This is a genomic window from Kosakonia sp. PSU_27 (assembly GCF_039409795.1).
In the GTDB taxonomy this organism is placed as follows: Bacteria; Pseudomonadota; Gammaproteobacteria; order Enterobacterales; family Enterobacteriaceae; genus Kosakonia.
On the sequence record NZ_JBCIVK010000002.1, the window covers coordinates 436526 to 453767 of the forward strand.

Sequence of the window (17242 nt, forward strand, 5' to 3'; positions counted from 1 at the left end):
ACATTTATAACGCTGGCTCGCTTTGTGGCTCAGGCTTTCGCGTTGGTTTCTGACGAAACCACGGCAGGCAAAGCTGGATCAGCGGGCCAATCGCCAGTGCGTAAACCACCGTGCCCACGCCAACGGTTCCCCCCAGCAGCCAGCCGATAAACAGCACAGAAACTTCAATCGCTGTGCGGATAGTCCGCACCGACCAGCCGGTGCGCGCATGAATACCGGTCATTAGCCCATCACGCGGCCCGGCACCAAACCCCGCGCCAATATACATTCCGGTCGCGATGGCATTCACTACCACGGCGCAAACCAGTAAGGTGCCGCGAGCCACCAGCGAATTCAGCACCGGCATCAGCGACAACGCAGCATCGGCGGCCAGACCTAATACAATCACATTACTGATCGTTCCCAATCCGGGCCGCTGGCGCAGCGGGATCCACAGTAGCAGCACCAGCGCACCGGTCACGATCATCACCGTACCAATATCCAGCGATAGCAATTTCATTATGCCTAAATGAAAGACGTTCCATGGGTCCGCGCCCAGATCCGCACGTACAAACATGGCGGTAGAAACGCCGTACAGAACCAGACCTGTATACAGTTGAATTAATCGACGCAGCATTATTTTTCTCCGGTTGTCCAGGCTTTCATCTTTACCGAAAATGGACTTATTATTAATGTCCAGTTTTCAAATAGTGGACTGTATATGTCATCACGCCGTCTGGGTAGCCACTCGTTACACCGTCTGTTGGGCCACTGGCAACAACCTGCTTCGCGTACGCCGTTATGGCGACAACTTGCCGACGCGCTGCGCCTGCTGATCCTTGATGGCAGGCTGGCAATGGAGACACGCCTTCCCGGAGAGCGTGAACTGGCCTCAATGCTCGAGATCAGCCGCACAACCGTTGCCAGCGCACTCGCACACTTGCGTGATGAAGGTTATCTGGAAAGCCGCCACGGCAGTGGCTCGCGCGTGATCCTGCCCGATAGCCGCGCGATACCCACGCTAAGCACGGCAGGCACAGCACTCGATCTCTCCACTGCCGCGCTCAGCGCTGGCCCGGAAATTCACCAGGCTTATACCCACGCGCTGGCGGCCATTCCGCCCTATCTTTCCCGCACCGGTTACGGGCAATTAGGTGTGCAGGCATTGCGCGAAGCGATTGCCACACGATACACCGCCCGCGGCTTACCCACGCATGCTGATGAAGTGATGGTAGTCAATGGCGCGCTCAGCGGTCTGGCGCTGATTCTGCGCATGCTGACCGGGCCCGGCGATCGCGTGGTGGTCGATCATCCAACCTACCCGCTGGCGATTGCCGCCATTCAGGGAGCGTCGAGCAGGCCGGTTGGCGTTTCTTTACCACAAACGGGCTGGGACATCGACGGTTTCGCCGCGACGCTGGCGCAGACCGCGCCACGGCTGGCTTATTTAATGCCTGATTATCACAATCCAACCGGTCGCTGTATGGATATCGCCACGCGCAGGGCCATCGTCAGCGTTGCCGCGCAAGCGCGCACCACCCTGGTGGTTGACGAAACGATGGTGGATTTGTGGTACGAATCTCCGCCACCACCGCCAATGGCGGCGTTTGATAGTAGCAGCACGGTAATTACGCTCGGTTCGGCGGGGAAAACGTTTTGGGGTGGGCTGCGTTTAGGGTGGATCCGCGCCTCATCGCGAACCATTACCACGCTGGTGCAGACGCGCGATACGCTGGAACTCGGCTCACCGCTGCTGGAACAACTGGCAACGCTATGGCTGATGGAAAATGGCGAAAACTTCCTGCCCGCGCGTCGCGATATGCTCAAAGCACGACGCGATCGCTGTGCAGCGCTGTTGCGGGAACACTTCCCCGACTGGCGTTTCTCACTGCCGGAAGGCGGCCTCTCTTTCTGGATAGAGCTGCCCGATATGCTGGCAACGCAGTTTGCTGCCCGTGCAGAAACGATTGGTATCCACCTCGGCGCTGGCCCGCGTTTTGGGCTAACAGGGGCGTTTGAGCGTTATCTGCGTATCCCTTTCGCGCTGGATTCAAATGAGCTGGAAAACGCGCTACTGCGACTTAAACCCTTGTGGCTGGCGCTTCGCGAAACGCAAGCGCCATTAAAACGTAGCGTGGTGTAAAACTCAGGCCGCAGGCGCTGTCAGCGGCTTTATCGACTGGCTGTTAACCCAGCCAGTGGTGCTTTTCCCTGACTCGCTAATAAACTGGATCTGCGTCCAGCCCTGCCCGGTTTTCAGCACTCCCACCACATCATCTTTGACAATCCACGCCTTGCGCCGCGTGCTGGTATCCGGTGTGCTGCTGAGATAAACCCGTTCATCAACCACTTCGGCGAGAGAAACCCATTGTGTCGACTGGGTTTTACTCAACTCAATCCCCTCGTTGATCTGCGGCACCATCACATTCATGCAGCCGTCATGGTTTTGCCCGTTCGCAATCTTCAATGTCACGCCGTCCGCCGTAGCGGAAAGATGCCCCGGCAGCACATCGGAAGACCAGCTGGAAATTTCCGCCTCCCCGGCCGGAGAGACGTTACCCGCCAGCGCAAAGGAGCAGTTTCGCGTCATGCCAACACCCATGGTTTCAGAGTAGTAGCCCGTGACCTGCCCGGAGGGTGATACCGCCAGTTGCAGCTCTTCATAAACCCCCGACTGCAACGTAGCGGCAAAAGATGCCGTCGATACCGATAACGTCAATGCCAATACGATGTTGCGCATACTCCCTGCCCTTTTATCAGAATTATTTTTTGCGGCTACAGCGTACCGTTTCTGCATAAAAACATCACCAGTGAACCCACGCGTTTTCCCCCACCAAAAAAGGTAAAAAAGGCTAAGGTTGAAAGACCCGTTTGATTTGTCTTGATGAGGAAAGCGATGGCGGAAAAATTAATGGCGCAGTGTCACTGCGGCGCGGTGGCGTTTTCGGTGCAGCTTTCGGATGGTTTTAACACTGTGCGGCGCTGTAATTGCTCTTTTTGCCGAATGCGCGGCGCAGTTACCGTGTCGGCCCCGCTCTCGGGCATTGAGGTGATTAAAGGCAAGGATAAATTGACCGAATATCGCTTTAACACCGGAACAGCTATGCACTATTTTTGCTCGATTTGCGGCATCTACACCTTCCATCAGCGGCGCTCAAACCCGGATCAGTATGGTGTCAATGTGGCCTGTATTGCTGGCGTTTCGCCCTTCGACTTTGCGCAAGTTCCGGTTTCAGAAGGTGTTCATCACCCTTCGGATGGCGGAGAAGATGGCATTGCGGGGTATTTGCGTTATTCACGCGAGTGAGAAAAACAAAGGAAGCAGAATTGGGTGGGGGCCCTGCCAGCTACATCCCGGCACACACGTCATCCGCCCTGGCTGCTTCCTTCCGGACCTGACCTGGTGAACAGAGTAGCGTTGCGGGAGAACCAACAGAGCCCCCATTGAGAGCGTTGTTAACCAACGCGCTGGCGCATTATCCCTATCCGGGATGGCAATTGCAAGCCGCGCCGGGGCGGATGCTGGTTTCTTGCGCAATCCCCTCTTCACAGCACACGATTGGCTGTTTATGCTGCCTCTTCTTCCTTCAGGACATCACAATGGATACACAGGACTCTTTCCCGCAGCGAGTGTGGCAAATCGTTGCCGCCATACCCGAAGGCTATGTCACGACCTATGGTGATGTGGCGAAGCTGGCCGGTTCACCGCGCGCGGCACGCCAGGTGGGCGGCGTGCTGAAACGCTTACCGGAAGGCAGCACATTACCGTGGCATCGGGTGGTGAATCGTCATGGTTGTATCTCGCTGACCGGGCCGGATCTACAGCGTCAGCGTCAGGCGCTGCTGGCGGAAGGCGTGGTGGTGTCGGGAAGTGGGCAAATCGATTTACAGCATTATCGCTGGATCTATTAAGGCTCCTCCCAACCGGGAGGAGCACAATCAGATTAGTACTGCGTCGGCGCAGGTGTCGCTTCCGACGGGTTTACCTGAGTGGGAGAAGTGGAAGGCACTGTTGTTGCCGCCCCACCACTTTGTTGCAGCGGCACAGCGGTTTGCTGTACCGGCACCAGCGTCAGGTCAACTTTCGTACCGCCCTGGTTGATAACCGGCTTAACTGTATCGGTAATAAAGACGATTTTGTTGTCAATGGTAATCGCCGCGCTCAGCAGGATGCGGGCGTTGGGCTGAATATCCGCCGGGTTAAATGGCAGCACAAAGCTAAACGGTGACTGTTTACCTTCAGTACGGACAGCTTTCTGCGCCAGTACCTTCGACGGCGCATCTGCCTGCGAAGCATCAGAAACCGTCACGGTGAGTACCGCGTTCGGCGGCAACGCCACTTTCTGACGGATCCAAACCGTACCCGAAACATTCGGTTGCGTGATCGCCGGTTTATTTGTTGCCGCAGGTGCATTTGGGTTAGGTGCAGGTGTCGGAATATCGCCGCCCTTTTGGGCGCAGGCAGACAGCGCGACCGCGACTGCTAAACCACTTAACATGTGCACGAGTTTCATTGATTTCTCCTTATCTTCAATGCACCGGCAGGCGTTTCGCCCGCCAGGATGTGTGGTCAAACCATCGTAACCTGAACAAGTGTGGCACACGTGCGGGATATATTCCTGCAAACTGCCATCTATTCAGATTATTGAACCCATCGGACCAGCAATTTTTCCAGGTTATACTATTCGGATAATTCGCTCCGTCAGCCGTTATTAATTTGAGGAAATCTATGAGTCAGGCGTTATCCAATCTGCTGGCATTACTGAACCTGGAAAAAATTGAAGAGGGCTTGTTTCGCGGGCAGAGCGAAGATCTCGGCTTGCGCCAGGTTTTTGGCGGCCAGGTCGTAGGCCAGGCTTTGTATGCCGCCAAAGAGACCGTTCCTGCCGAGCGCCTGGTGCATTCGTTCCATAGTTACTTTTTACGTCCGGGCGATAGTGAAAAACCGATTGTTTATGATGTGGAAGTGCTGCGTGATGGCAACAGTTTCAGCGCCCGACGCGTTGCGGCCATCCAGAACGGTAAACCTATTTTCTATATGACCGCGTCGTTCCAGGCACCGGAAACCGGCTACGAGCACCAAAAAACGATGCCGCCGACACCGTCGCCGGATTCACTGCAATCTGAAACGGATATTGCCCGCGCGCTTGCCCACTTGTTGCCTCCGCAGGCCAAAGAGAAGTTTCTCAGTGACAAGCCTCTGGAGATCCGCCCGGTTGAGTTTCATAACCCGCTAAAAGGCCACGTTGCCGATCCCACCCGCCAGGTATGGATCCGCGCAAACGGCACCGTGCCGGACGATTTCCGCGTGCATCAATATCTGCTTGGATATGCTTCGGACTTTAACTTCCTGCCGGTTGCGCTTCAGCCGCACGGCGTGGGCTTTCTTGAGCGCGGTATGCAGGTTGCCACCATTGACCACTCCATGTGGTTCCATCGCCCGTTTAATATGAACGAGTGGTTGCTCTACAGTGTGGAAAGTACGTCAGCTTCCAGCGCTCGCGGTTTTGTGCGCGGCGAGTTCTATACGCAAGAGGGTGTGCTGGTGGCCTCCAGCGTGCAGGAAGGCGTTATGCGCAATCGCAACTAACTGCGCTTTAAATGCTTTAAAAAGAAAAGCCTCCGATCGGAGGCTTTTTTATGCTCAGGAGATAACTCAACGTAATCAGGCGTTATAGGCGTTTTCGCCGTGGCTGTTCACATCCAGCCCTTCACGCTCTTGCTCTTCCGGTACGCGCAGACCTACCGTCATGTCCGCCAGTTTGTAGCCGATAAAGGCCACCACGCCAGACCACACGATAGTGATGGCAACGCTTTCCAGCTGTACCAGCACCTGATGGCCCATGGTCACACCTTCAGCGAAACCGACACCGCCCAGCGACGTAGACGCGAAGATACCCGTCAGGATACAACCGACGATGCCGCACACACCGTGCACACCGAAGACATCGCACGGGTCATCTACACGCAACATACGTTTCAGCGCAGTAACGCCCCACAGCCCAGCCAGACCGGCAATCAGCCCCACAATCAGTGCGCCGCCGACACCCACATAACCACAGGCCGGGGTGATACCAACCAGACCCGCGATGGCACCAGAACAAGCACCGAGCAGAGACGGCTTGCCGCGCATTGCCCATTCGCCAAATACCCACGCCAGAATAGCGGCCGCAGTAGCAACGACAGTATTCACAAAGGCCAGCGCCGCGATTTCGTTCGCCGAGCTTGCAGAGCCAGCGTTGAAGCCAAACCAGCCAACATAGAGGATAGCGGTACCGGTGAAGACCATCGGCAGGTTATGCGGTTTGAATGCTTCTTTGCCAAAGCCCACGCGTTTGCCAATCAGGTAAGCACCCACCAGACCTGCAATCGCGGCGTTGATGTGAACAACCGTACCGCCCGCGAAATCCAGCGCGCCGTGGGTTGCCAGCAGACCGCCGCCCCAGACCATGTGTGCAATCGGCACGTAAGAGAGCGTCAGCCATACCACCACAAAAATCAGCACCGCAGAGAAGCGAATACGCTCAGCCAGCGCGCCGACAATCAGGCCAACGGTGATACAAGCGAAGGAACCCTGGAACGCCACGTGGATGTACTGATAAATGCTGCCCATCACGGCTTTCAGTTCGATGTTTTTCAACATTGCCCAGTTGAAGCTGCCGAAGAAGCTGTTGCCCTCGCCAAATGCCAGCGAGTAGCCATACACCACCCACAGGATGCACACCAGAGCGAAGGTGACGGCAACCTGCGTCAGCATCGACAGTACGTTTTTACCGCGGATCAAACCGCCGTAAAAAAGCGCAATGCCCGGAATGGTCATAAACAGCACCAGCGCGGTGCAAATCATCATAAAGCCGTTGTCGGCTTTATCCGCCACAGCGGGAGCCGCCATCGCCAGGCCTGGCAGCAACGCCAGCGAAGCAAGAGCTGTTTTTAATGTTGTGTTTTTCATTGTTCCGATCCCCATCACTGTGTGTCTTGTATTACAGTGCCGCTTCGTCGGCTTCGCCGGTACGAATACGAATGACGCGTTGCAGCTCGGCAACGAAGATTTTGCCGTCGCCAATTTTTCCGGTATAGGCCGCTTTGCTGATCACATCGATCACTTCATCGAGTTGATCGTCAGCGATCGCCACATCAATTTTCACTTTTGGCAGGAAATTGACGCTATATTCCGCACCGCGGTACAACTCAGCGTGACCCTTCTGACGGCCAAAGCCTTTCACTTCAGTTACGGTCAGCCCTTGAATACCAATAGAAGAAAGCGCTTCACGCACGTCTTCAAGTTTGAATGGCTTAATCACCACGGTAACCAGCTTCATAGATCCCCCTCCAGTCGAATTCGATAATGGCCGCAGCTAACACGCAATAGACATTGCAATCGTTGTGCCAGGAATGAAAACAGGGAAGATTTCAGGTTGTTAGTGCGCCCGGACGGGCAGAGCAAGAAAGGGGAAAAAGTTTGCTTGTGATTCGGCAGGTTAAGCGCAAAGAAAAACGCACCATGACAGTGCATGGTGCGTTACTTTTTTGCACCAACAGAGAGTCCGTGAAGGTGCGTGCTTAATTTTGGTGCATCAGGCGATAAGCGACTCTTCGCGCGCGCTGGCAGCCAGCTCCTCACCGGCAAGCTGTAACTGATACATCTGCCAGTAACGGCCCTTCGCTTCAAGCAGTTGCTGATGAGTACCGCGCTCAACCGCCTGACCGCGATGCAGCACCAGAATCGTTTCTGCCTCAACAATGGTCGATAAACGGTGGGCGATCACCACCAGCGTCGTATGCTCACGCACGGCCGCCAGCGCGTGCTGAATTGCCTGTTCGGTGCCGGAATCGATGTTCGCTGTCGCTTCATCCAGAATCAGGATCTGCGGCGTATCAACCAGCACGCGCGCCAGCGCCAGCAGCTGTTTTTGCCCCACCGAGAGATTATTACCCTGCTCGCCCAATCGTGTGTAAATACCGTCGCTCATCGTGCGCGCCAGCTCAGCTAACTGCACCGTTTCCAGCGCTTTCCACACCTGTTCTTCGCTGATTTCACGCCCCAGCGTCACGTTAGCGTAGAAGCTGTCCGCCAGCACTACCGGATCCTGCTGCACCATCGCCACACCTTTGCGCAGCGGCGCATGCCCTAATGCAGACAGAGGACGCCCGTCCAGCCGGATCTCCCCTTTCGTCAGCGGGTAATAGCCCATTAACAGGCTGGCCAGCGTACTTTTGCCACTACCGGTGTGCCCGACCAGCGCGACAAAACTGCGCGGCTCCACGTGCAAGGAGATATCCTGCAGCACCAGTTGATCATCGCGGTAAGCAAAAGAGAGATTGTCGATATCGATAGACCCGCTTTGCAGCGGCGCGTCATCGTAGCCGTAAGTCTGGCGCGGCCTGTCCATCAGCTCGAACACGCGCTCACCGGCGACTACCGCCTGCTGCAGCATCGACTGCTGCGTTGTCAGTTCAATCAACGGCTCGTTAAGACGCCCGAGATAGCTGATGAAGGCATACAGCACCCCAACCTCTACCGTGCCTACGGACGAGAAACCGAACAGCATCAGCAAGCCACACAGCACCAGCGCGGAGAAAAGGCTCAACAGCGGACGCAGCAAAAAGCCGTCCAGCCGCAGGGTTTGCATGCGGGCGATATAGTGCGAACGGCTGGATTCGCTCATGCGTTCCCCAAAACGCGCCTGCTGGCGAAACTGCTGAATAACGCTCATCCCGTTGATGATTTCGTTGAAACCATCATTGATATCCGCCAGATAAGCACGCATGCGCCGCACAATCGGCGTGCTGTAACGCTGGTAAAGCAGCATCACTATCAGCACCGCCGGGAAAATCGCCATCGCTACCAGCGCCATGCGCCAGTCGAGGCTAAACATCGCTACCAGCATCGCGCCAATCAGCGCCGCGCTGCGCAACACCGTTGCCACCACCGTGACGTAGAGATCGCGGATCACTTCAGTATCATTGGTCACGCGCGAAATAATCTGCCCGACAGGCTGGGTGTCAAACGCGCTGAGCGGCTGACGCAGGGCGGCATCCATCACATCGGTACGCAACTGTTGCACCACGCCGACCGCCGCCTGGTTAAACAGCAGCGCTTGCGCATAATGCAGCAGGGCCGCAAGTAATTGCAGGCCGACATACACCGCCGCCATCCCGGCAACCATGCCGAGCGGCAGATAGTTTTTCGCCACCATATTATCGATAAAGTAGCTGATCAGCGCCGGGCCGGAGACTTCGGCAATCGCCGCGACCCACAGCATCAGCACCGCTTTAGCCAACGGTTTGCGCCACGGCGAGCCGTATTTCAGCAAGCGTTTCAGCGTTGGCCACTGTTTGGTGAAATTACGCATCAACCGCCTCCTGCGGAACATCATTCAGCGCCGCCTCAAGTTGCTGATAGCGATACATATCGCGATACCAGCCCGGCTGGCGCGCCAGTTGCTCGTGCTGGCCGCGTTGTGCGATGTGCCCATGCTGCATGACAATAATCTCACTGGCCTCGGTCAGCGCCGACAGGCGATGCGCGCTGATAATAACGGTGCGCCCTTCGCCCCACTGGCGCAGGTTGTGCAAGATCTGGTGTTCAGTACGCCCATCTACAGCGGAGAGCGCATCATCAAGGATTAAAATCTCCGCATTCAGCAGCAGCGCACGGGCAATTGAGATCCGCTGTTTTTGCCCGCCAGAAAGCATCACGCCGCGCTCACCCACTTCGGTGTCATACCCCTGCGGCAAACGCAGAATATCGTCGTGCACGCTGGCAAGTTTCGCCACATGCTCGATCTCCTCCTGCGTCGCGCCAGGTTTACCCAGCGCAATATTGTTGCCCACGGTATCGGAAAAGAGGAATGGCGTCTGGTTGACCACCGCCAGCCGGCTGCGCCAGGCGTCCAGTTGCAGGCGCGTCAGGGGGATATCATGAAAACGGATATCACCCTGCTCAACATCGAAATGGCGCTGAATCAGAGAAAGTAATGTGGTTTTCCCCGCGCCCGTCGGGCCGCAAATGCCCAACATCTGGCCTGGCGCCAGCGTCGCTGCCACGTTGTTAAGCACCGCGCTCCCGGTCTGCGGGTAACGAAATTCACGGATGGCGATATTCAGGTTACCGCGCCCTTCCGGCACCGGTTCGGTGCCGTCATTCACTACCGGTGCTTCCGCCAGCATATCGCGGATACGGCTATAAGCCGCGCTGCCGCGCTCGACGATATTAAACATCCACGCCAGCGCCAGCATCGGCCAAATCATCAGCCCCAGATACATAGCGAAGCTGGTTAACTGGCCGAGCGTTAAGGAACCGTGCACCACCATCCAGCTACCGCCGCCAATCGCCAGCATATTTGCCATACCAATGGCGATATAAATAGTGGGATCAAAACGGGCATCTACGCGCGCCACGCGCATGTTTTTTGCTCCGGTATCTGCCGCCTCACGGCTGAACAACGCCGACTGGCGATCCTCCAGACCAAACGCTTTGATCATGCGAATGCTGGTCATGCTCTCCTGGGTTCGATCGTTTAACGCGGAAAACGCCGCCTGCGCCAGCTTAAAGCGCTGATGCAACTGATCGCCGTAACGCTTGATAACCAGCGCCATAATCGGCATCGGTAATAGCGACAGCAGCGTGAGCTGCCAGCTGATTTGCGTTGACATCACTACCAGCACCACGCAGCCCATCACCAGCGAATCCACCAGCGTCAGCACCCCTTCACCCGCGGCAAAAACGACGCGATCGACATCGTTGGTCGCGCGGGCCATCAAATCACCGGTGCGGTGACGGAGATAAAATTCCGGATGTTGTCGGCTCAACTGACGGTAAAAATCTTCCCGCAACTCAACGGCCAGTTGATAGGATGCACCGAACAGCCAGACGCGCCAGACGTAGCGCAGCAAGTAGGTGACAATAGCCACAGCGACCAAAACACCTACCCACATCCACACTTGTTGCGTGGTGAAGTGCTGTTCGGTGACGCCATCCACCACGATCCCCACCACTTTGGGCGGGATAAGCTGCAAGATAGCAATGATAATAAGTAAGGCGACAGCCCCGAGATAGCGTTGCCATTCCCGGCGAAAGTACCAGCCTAACTGAGCAAATAATCGCACGCGGTTACATCCTGAACGTGATTTTCCGGCAGTGAATTACTGCCGCGAGGGTTATTCAATGGGCAAAGCCGTGGTGTATTTTATCTGTTCCATGGCGAAGCTAGAAGTGACATCTGACAGCCCCGGAACACTGTTCACCAGCTTCTTGTAAAAGTCGTCATAGCGTTTCATATCTGCCACCTGCACACGCAGAAGATAGTCGTATTCTCCCGCCATGCGCCAGAAACCGAGCACTTCCGGCATTTGCGTGACTTCGTTAACGAAACGGCAGTACCAGTCGCTGCTGTGATGCTGGGTTTTGATCAGCACAAATGCCGTTAAATTTAACCCCAGTTTTTCGGCATCCAGCACCGCCACCCGACCGAGTAAAATGCCGTCATCTTCCAGCCGCTTCAGACGTTTCCAGCACGGTGTGGTGGTCAGATTAACGGCATCTGCCAGCGCCTGCAAAGAGAGCGAACAATCCTGTTGCAGCAGCGAAAGAAGTTTGCGGTCAATTTTATCTAACATTACCCACCTCAGGAGAATATTTTTCTCTTAACAGTCTAATACAAAGGCGAAATGGCAACCCTTTTTTCTTTCTCTTTCGCTAGACTGGGCACAAAATGACAAACGGATAACCACCATGAATAGCAACTGGGTTAAATACGCTATCAATGAAATCAACGCGGACGCACAGCGCTCAGCAGATACCCATTTGATCCGCCTGGCATTGCCGGGTTTTGCAGGCATCAACCTCTATTTAAAAGATGAAAGCACTCACCCGACCGGCAGCCTGAAGCACCGTCTGGCGCGCTCGCTGTTTCTTTACGGCTTATGCAACGGCTGGATCAAAGAGGGCACCACGATTATTGAGGCCTCCTCCGGTTCCACGGCGGTTTCAGAGGCGTGGTTCGCACGGCTTTTAGGTTTACCGTTTATTGCCGTGATGCCGCACTGTACGGCGAAACGCAAGATTGAGCAGATTGAGTTCTACGGCGGTCGCTGCCACTTTGTCGATAGCGCCTGCGAGATTTACGCTGAGTCCGAACGGCTGGCGAAAGAACTGAACGGTCACTATATGGATCAGTTTACTTTTGCCGAGCGCGCAACCGACTGGCGTGGCAATAACAACATTGCCGACAGTATTTTCCGCCAGATGAAAAATGAACCGCATCCGCAACCTGACTATATTGTGATGAGCGCGGGCACTGGCGGGACTTCCGCCACCATTGGCCGCTATATTCGCAGCCAGGGGTATGACACCCAGTTGATGGTGGTCGATCCTGAAAATTCAGTGTTTCTCGACTACTGGCAGCATCGCGACGCCAGTCTGCGAAGCGCGGTAGGCAGTAAAATCGAAGGCATTGGCCGCCCGCGTGTGGAACCCTCGTTCATTGCCGACGTTGTTGATGAGATGCTGCGCGTGCCGGATGCGGCAAGTATTGCCACCGCGCAATGGCTGGAAACGCAACTGGGGCGCAAAGTGGGAGCATCCACCGGTACCAATATGTGGGGCGTGTTGCAGCTTGCCGCGCGGATGCGTGAAGAAGGCCGCAGCGGCTCTATCGTGACGCTGCTCTGCGATAGTGGTGAACGCTATCTGGACACCTACTACAACCCGCAATGGGTAGCGGCGAACTTTGGTGATATTGAGCAGTGGAAAGCCGAAATCACCCGCCTTACGGCATAAAAAAAGCCAGGCAGTAGTGCCTGGCTCGCTGGAAAGATCTTTTCATTCGGGGGAATAAGGAAGATTGGGGGTGTCCAGCCAGTGGGTCAAAAAGTGTGATACTGCCTGATCCCGGCAGTGTCCAATTACCGGTAAATGGGGCAGCGCCGCACGCAGTTGCGGCATGGCGTTGCCCATGATCATTCCTTTTCCGACGCTTTCGAGCATCTCTCTGTCATTCATCGCATCGCCAAATGCCATGCAATCCTGCAACGAATAACCCAGCGTCGTGCTGAGCACCGCTAGCGCCGAGCCTTTATTGCACCCCACCGGCAGGATTTCCAGGCAGTCCATCGCGGAGAAACACAAGTGTGCGCGTGCGCCCAGCACCTCATTTAACTGAATGCGCAAACGGCAAAGATCGTCGTGATCGCCAACAAAGCAGATTTTGGTCACGTCATGCGCGGGCAGGCGTTTGAGATCGGTGAGCTGGTAGGTAAACCCGCTGTAAAGGTGCGCCTGCAATGTCTCTGGCAGCGCTTTGTCGGTCAACCAACCCGAATCATTGAAAACATGGACAGTGGCCTCGGTTTCCCAGCGGCTGTGCAGCACCAGATCGGCCACTTCCGGGCTGAGATCCTGCCGATATAACACGTCACCTTCACGAGAATGGATCCGCGTACCGTTGCCGGTAATTAAAAAAGCGTCAATCGCGATAGCGCTAAGAATACGTCGCATCTCCAGCGCGTGACGCCCGGTGGCAAAAGCGAGCGTCACCTCCCGCTCATGCAAGCGCCGGAGGGTTGCTAAGGTTTGGTCGCCCAAACGATGGTCGGGCATTAACAGGGTGCCATCCATGTCAAAAGCGGCCAGACGTGCCATGATTTTTCTCCGCGTGTAGTGCGTTTTTGTGAAGTTCAGTGTTGTGTTCCAGTATTGCGTGGGATATACGGAAGTAATAGTGAATAGATAAAAATTATTGTTCCGGGTTTATGCGACAACTCAATCGGCTTAATCAATACCAGCGTCTGTGGCAGGCATCCGCCGGGGAGGCGCAATCCGTCAGCATTGGTGAACTGGCGGCACGCTGTTTTTGCAGCGAGAGGCATATGCGCACGCTACTGCGCCAGATGCAGGAAGCAGGTTGGTTAAGCTGGCAGTCGCAATCCGGGCGCGGCAAGCGCGGCGAGCTTCATTTTCTCGCCACACCTGAATCCCTGCGTAGCGAAATGCTGGAGTTCGCGTTAAACGCCGGGCAACAGCAGAACGCGCTGGCGTTAGCGCAGCTCGATCCTGACGATCTGCGCGCGTTGCTCAATCCCTTTCTGGGTGGCTTATGGCAAAACGAAACGCCGACGCTGCGTATTCCCTATTATCGCCCGCTGGATCCGCTGGTACCGGGCTTTCTCCCCGGCCGTGCGGAGCAGCATTTAGCCGGGCAGATTTTTAGCGGCTTAACGCGTTTCGTCACGCGCAGTTTCCAGCCGCAGGGCGACCTGGCACATCACTGGGATATCAGCCCGGATGGCTTGTGCTGGCGTTTTCATCTGCACTCAACGTTGCGCTGGCATAACGGCGACGCCGTGACGGCTGAACAGTTGCAGGCGCAACTGCACAAGCTGCTGACGCTCCCCGCCCTGCAAAAGCTATTTGCCAGTGTCGAACGCATCGCCATAACGCATCCCTGGTGTTTGACCTTCAAGCTGCATCACCCGGATTACTGGCTGGCGCACAGGCTAGCCAGCTATGGCAGCCGTCTGGCGCACCCGCAGCAGCCGATGCTGGGCACCGGGCCTTTTCGGCTGGTGACATTCAGCCGGGAACTGGTTCGCCTGGAAAGCCACGACTATTACCACCTGGGCCACCCGCTGCTTAAAGCGGTGGAATTCTGGATAACCCCGCAACTCTTTGAGCAAGATCTCGGCACCAGTTGTCGGCACCCGGTACAGATTGCCATTGGCGAGGCCGATGAGTTGCAACACTTGCAGCCGGTGAGTAACAGTATCAGCCTGGGGTTCTGCTACCTTACTCTGCGCCCGGGTGCGCGGTTAAATGACGCCCAGTTACGCAGGCTGGTGCAGATTATTCATCACTCTTCGCTGCTGCAAACGCTGCCGCTGGATGAGAATCTCATCACGCCAAGCCAGGAGCTATTACCCGGCTGGCAAATGCCAGACTGGCCCACTGAACAGGTTTCGCTACCGGGCAAACTTACGCTGGTTTATCACTTACCCGTGGAGTTACACACCATGGCGGAACAGTTTAAGCGGCATTTGCAAACACTTGGCTGCGAGTTGACGGTGATTTTCCATGACGGCAAAAACTGGGAAGGTTGTACTCATCTCGCCAGCGCCGATTTGATGATGGGTGACAGGCTGATCGGCGAAGCGCCAGAATGCACGCTGGAACAGTGGTTGCGCTGCGATCCGCTGTGGCCAAACCTGCTGAGTACGCAACAATTTGCGCATCTGCAAGCCACACTGGATGCGGTTCAGCGCCAGCCCGACGAACAGCAGCGCAACCGCGCACTACAGGATGTTTTTTATCACTTGATGGACAACGCCATTCTCACGCCGATGTTTAATTATCAGTACCGCATTAGTGCGCCGCCGGGCGTGGAAGGGATCCACTTAAATACGCGCGGCTGGTTTGATTTTGCCGAAGCCTGGCTCCCTGCCCCATTGCTGTGAAGAAGCTGGTCGCTGCCAGTCGCTCGCGCTACCATAGCGCTTTATTTGTCATTGTCAGGAAGAATTATGAAACGTGCCGTTGTTGTGTTTAGTGGCGGACAAGACTCCACAACCTGCCTGATCCAGGCGTTACAGCAGTACGATGAAGTGCATTGCGTAACCTTTGATTACGGCCAGCGCCATCGTGCTGAAATTGATGTGGCACGAGAACTGGCGCTAACGCTGGGCGCACGCGCGCATAAAGTGCTGAATGTAACGCTGCTGAATGAACTGGCGGTGAGTAGCCTGACGCGCGACAGCATCCCGGTTCCGGATTATGAACCCGACGCGACCGGCATTCCGAACACCTTCGTACCGGGGCGTAATATTCTGTTTCTGACGCTGGCCGCCGTGTATGCCTATCAGGTGCAGGCGGAAGCGGTGATCACCGGCGTATGCGAAACTGATTTTTCTGGTTATCCCGACTGCCGCGATGAGTTTGTTAAGGCGCTGAATCATGCGGTCAACCTGGGCCTGGCAAAAGAGATTCGTTTTGAAACCCCACTGATGTGGATTGATAAAGCCGAAACCTGGGCGCTCGCTGATTACTGGGGCAAGCTGGATCTGGTACGCAGCGAGACGCTGACCTGCTATAACGGCATCAAAGGCGATGGCTGCGGGCATTGCGCGGCCTGTAACCTGCGCGCCAATGGTTTACAGCACTACCTTGCGGATAAACCCGCCGTGATGGCGGCAATGAAACAGAAAACCGGGCTCAAGTAAGCACGATGCACGGCCCGGTGAGCGTGCTCGCCACCGGGCTTTAGCCTGATGGCGGCATTGCTTTATCCGAACGACGAAACGACGCGAAAAGGATGAATTAATCGCCTTCGCGGATCATCTTCTCAAGCCTTTCTCTTAATTCACCTTCCAGCGCCAGCGCTTTTTGCGTTTTGAGATCGATACAGACGAACGTCACCAGCGCATCAGCAACCATTTGCCCCTCAGGGTTCAATGTCACCGCCTGGCTCAGTACACCGCTTTTGCCATTAATCTGCTGCACATGGCTGGTCACTGTAAGCACATCGCCCAATACGGCCGGACGGCGATAGTTGATATTGATATTGACCACCACGAAAGCGATGTTGTTGGCAGTCATCCATTTAAAGCTCTCGTTGTTTTCCAGCCCATCCCAGCGCGCCTCTTCAAGGAACTCAAGATAGCGGGCATTATTCACATGTTGGTAGACATCAAGATGAAAACCACGAACTTTGATTTGCGTCTGCATAGCGCTTTAACCTTCACTGTTTATAGTTATAGAGACAGAGGTCATACTGGTATGACCTCTCTATTCTGGCAAAGATTAGCGACTACGCAAGCGGCTTACAGCTTCAGATTCGACAAATTACGCTCAACCAGCGTCCCTCCTATGCCTGGCACCTGCTTAAGATCGTCTACAGATTTAAACGGGCCGTACTCTTCCCGATAGCTGACAATCGCCTGGGCTTTCTTGATACCCACGCCATTCATGACCCGTGACAGCTCTTCCGCCGTTGCGCTATTGATACTCACCCGGGTGCCACCTTCATCATCCGCGCTTTTCGCCGCATCCTGCGCTTTGGTTTGCGCTGATGTGGCGGTATCGCTTTTACTTTGCTGCGCAGCGGGCGGCTTAGCCGCAGCAGAAGGCGCTGCCAGCGCACTGTGGCTCAGCGTCGCGCAAGCGAAGGACAGCGAAATTAAGAGTGCTTTGATTCCATGTTTCATTGTGTTTCTCCTTTGTTTTCAACGCCAGGCAACAATAACCACAACAAAGGACGCAGACAAAACA

18 protein-coding genes and 1 other RNA gene are annotated in these 17242 nt (G+C 55.6%); 7 read left to right on the plus strand and 12 right to left on the minus strand.

All coding sequences use genetic code 11. The annotated features are described in order from the left end of the window. Positions 1-4: 4 nt before the first annotated feature. The gene (locus AAIG26_RS05935) at positions 5-616 is read right to left on the minus strand and encodes a hypothetical protein (RefSeq protein WP_160271074.1); all 612 of its coding nucleotides are present in this window, start codon (positions 614-616) and stop codon (positions 5-7) included. A gap of 84 nt (positions 617-700) precedes the next feature. Here AAIG26_RS05935 and AAIG26_RS05940 point away from each other — a divergent pair, with 84 nt between their 5' ends. After that, positions 701-2122, plus strand: coding sequence for a PLP-dependent aminotransferase family protein (locus tag AAIG26_RS05940; protein ID WP_343180214.1), 1422 nt, complete (start codon positions 701-703; stop codon positions 2120-2122). Positions 2123-2125: 3 nt separating this feature from the next. Here AAIG26_RS05940 and AAIG26_RS05945 read toward each other — a convergent pair whose 3' ends face one another. Next, positions 2126-2719 (minus strand): hypothetical protein, encoded by a 594-nt coding sequence (locus AAIG26_RS05945; protein ID WP_343180215.1) that lies wholly within the window; start codon positions 2717-2719, stop codon positions 2126-2128. A 156-nt stretch (positions 2720-2875) separates the two neighbouring features. Here AAIG26_RS05945 and AAIG26_RS05950 point away from each other — a divergent pair, with 156 nt between their 5' ends. After that, complete coding sequence (locus tag AAIG26_RS05950) at positions 2876-3286, plus strand: GFA family protein (RefSeq protein WP_343180216.1); 411 nt, start codon at positions 2876-2878, stop codon at positions 3284-3286. 31 nt (positions 3287-3317) lie between these two features. Here the strand turns inward: AAIG26_RS05950 and ffs are convergent. After that, positions 3318-3414: signal recognition particle sRNA small type (ffs, locus tag AAIG26_RS05955), an RNA gene on the minus strand. Between the two features lie 165 nt (positions 3415-3579). On the opposite strand from ffs, the gene AAIG26_RS05960 reads away from it, so the two are divergent. Beyond that, on the plus strand, positions 3580-3891 hold the full coding sequence (locus tag AAIG26_RS05960) for an MGMT family protein (protein ID WP_017458903.1): 312 nt from the start codon (positions 3580-3582) through the stop codon (positions 3889-3891). Positions 3892-3923: 32 nt separating this feature from the next. Here the strand turns inward: AAIG26_RS05960 and AAIG26_RS05965 are convergent, their stop codons facing one another. Next, the gene (locus tag AAIG26_RS05965; protein ID WP_020456783.1) at positions 3924-4493 is read right to left on the minus strand and encodes a YbaY family lipoprotein; all 570 of its coding nucleotides are present in this window, start codon (positions 4491-4493) and stop codon (positions 3924-3926) included. A gap of 215 nt (positions 4494-4708) precedes the next feature. On the opposite strand from AAIG26_RS05965, the gene tesB reads away from it, so the two are divergent. Beyond that, positions 4709-5569 (plus strand): acyl-CoA thioesterase II, encoded by an 861-nt coding sequence (tesB, locus tag AAIG26_RS05970; protein ID WP_343180218.1) that lies wholly within the window; start codon positions 4709-4711, stop codon positions 5567-5569. Between the two features lie 75 nt (positions 5570-5644). Here the strand turns inward: tesB and amtB are convergent, their stop codons facing one another. The 5 genes from amtB to AAIG26_RS05995 all read right to left on the minus strand — a co-directional run bounded on the left by amtB (position 5645) and on the right by AAIG26_RS05995 (position 11601). Continuing rightward, a complete protein-coding gene (gene amtB, locus AAIG26_RS05975; protein ID WP_020456781.1) occupies positions 5645-6931 on the minus strand; it encodes an ammonium transporter AmtB in 1287 nt (428 codons plus the stop codon). 31 nt (positions 6932-6962) lie between these two features. Then, positions 6963-7301, minus strand: coding sequence for a P-II family nitrogen regulator (gene glnK / locus AAIG26_RS05980; protein ID WP_002891893.1), 339 nt, complete (start codon positions 7299-7301; stop codon positions 6963-6965). Positions 7302-7556: 255 nt separating this feature from the next. Further along, positions 7557-9335, minus strand: coding sequence for a SmdB family multidrug efflux ABC transporter permease/ATP-binding protein (locus AAIG26_RS05985; RefSeq protein WP_020456780.1), 1779 nt, complete (start codon positions 9333-9335; stop codon positions 7557-7559). Next, the gene (locus tag AAIG26_RS05990; protein WP_045509212.1) at positions 9328-11091 is read right to left on the minus strand and encodes a SmdA family multidrug ABC transporter permease/ATP-binding protein; all 1764 of its coding nucleotides are present in this window, start codon (positions 11089-11091) and stop codon (positions 9328-9330) included. Before AAIG26_RS05990 ends, AAIG26_RS05985 begins: the two co-directional genes overlap by 8 nt. A gap of 51 nt (positions 11092-11142) precedes the next feature. Then, a complete protein-coding gene (locus AAIG26_RS05995; protein ID WP_017458897.1) occupies positions 11143-11601 on the minus strand; it encodes an Lrp/AsnC family transcriptional regulator in 459 nt (152 codons plus the stop codon). A 115-nt stretch (positions 11602-11716) separates the two neighbouring features. Between AAIG26_RS05995 and AAIG26_RS06000 the strand changes: the two genes are divergently transcribed. Then, the gene (locus AAIG26_RS06000) at positions 11717-12763 is read left to right on the plus strand and encodes a PLP-dependent cysteine synthase family protein (protein WP_097406280.1); all 1047 of its coding nucleotides are present in this window, start codon (positions 11717-11719) and stop codon (positions 12761-12763) included. A gap of 42 nt (positions 12764-12805) precedes the next feature. Here AAIG26_RS06000 and cof read toward each other — a convergent pair whose 3' ends face one another. Continuing rightward, positions 12806-13624 carry an HMP-PP phosphatase gene (gene cof, locus AAIG26_RS06005; RefSeq protein ID WP_097406281.1) on the minus strand — a complete coding sequence of 273 codons (819 nt, stop codon included), beginning with the start codon at positions 13622-13624 and terminating at the stop codon, positions 12806-12808. A 110-nt stretch (positions 13625-13734) separates the two neighbouring features. Between cof and AAIG26_RS06010 the strand changes: the two genes are divergently transcribed. Then, a complete protein-coding gene (locus AAIG26_RS06010) occupies positions 13735-15432 on the plus strand; it encodes an SgrR family transcriptional regulator (RefSeq protein ID WP_343180219.1) in 1698 nt (565 codons plus the stop codon). Between the two features lie 66 nt (positions 15433-15498). Then, positions 15499-16194, plus strand: coding sequence for a 7-cyano-7-deazaguanine synthase QueC (queC, locus tag AAIG26_RS06015; RefSeq protein WP_343180220.1), 696 nt, complete (start codon positions 15499-15501; stop codon positions 16192-16194). 97 nt (positions 16195-16291) lie between these two features. On the opposite strand, the gene AAIG26_RS06020 is transcribed toward queC, so the two are convergent. Beyond that, positions 16292-16699, minus strand: coding sequence for a YbgC/FadM family acyl-CoA thioesterase (locus AAIG26_RS06020; RefSeq protein ID WP_020456774.1), 408 nt, complete (start codon positions 16697-16699; stop codon positions 16292-16294). 95 nt (positions 16700-16794) lie between these two features. Beyond that, positions 16795-17178 (minus strand): helix-hairpin-helix domain-containing protein, encoded by a 384-nt coding sequence (locus AAIG26_RS06025; RefSeq protein WP_045509224.1) that lies wholly within the window; start codon positions 17176-17178, stop codon positions 16795-16797. Positions 17179-17242 lie beyond the last annotated feature (64 nt).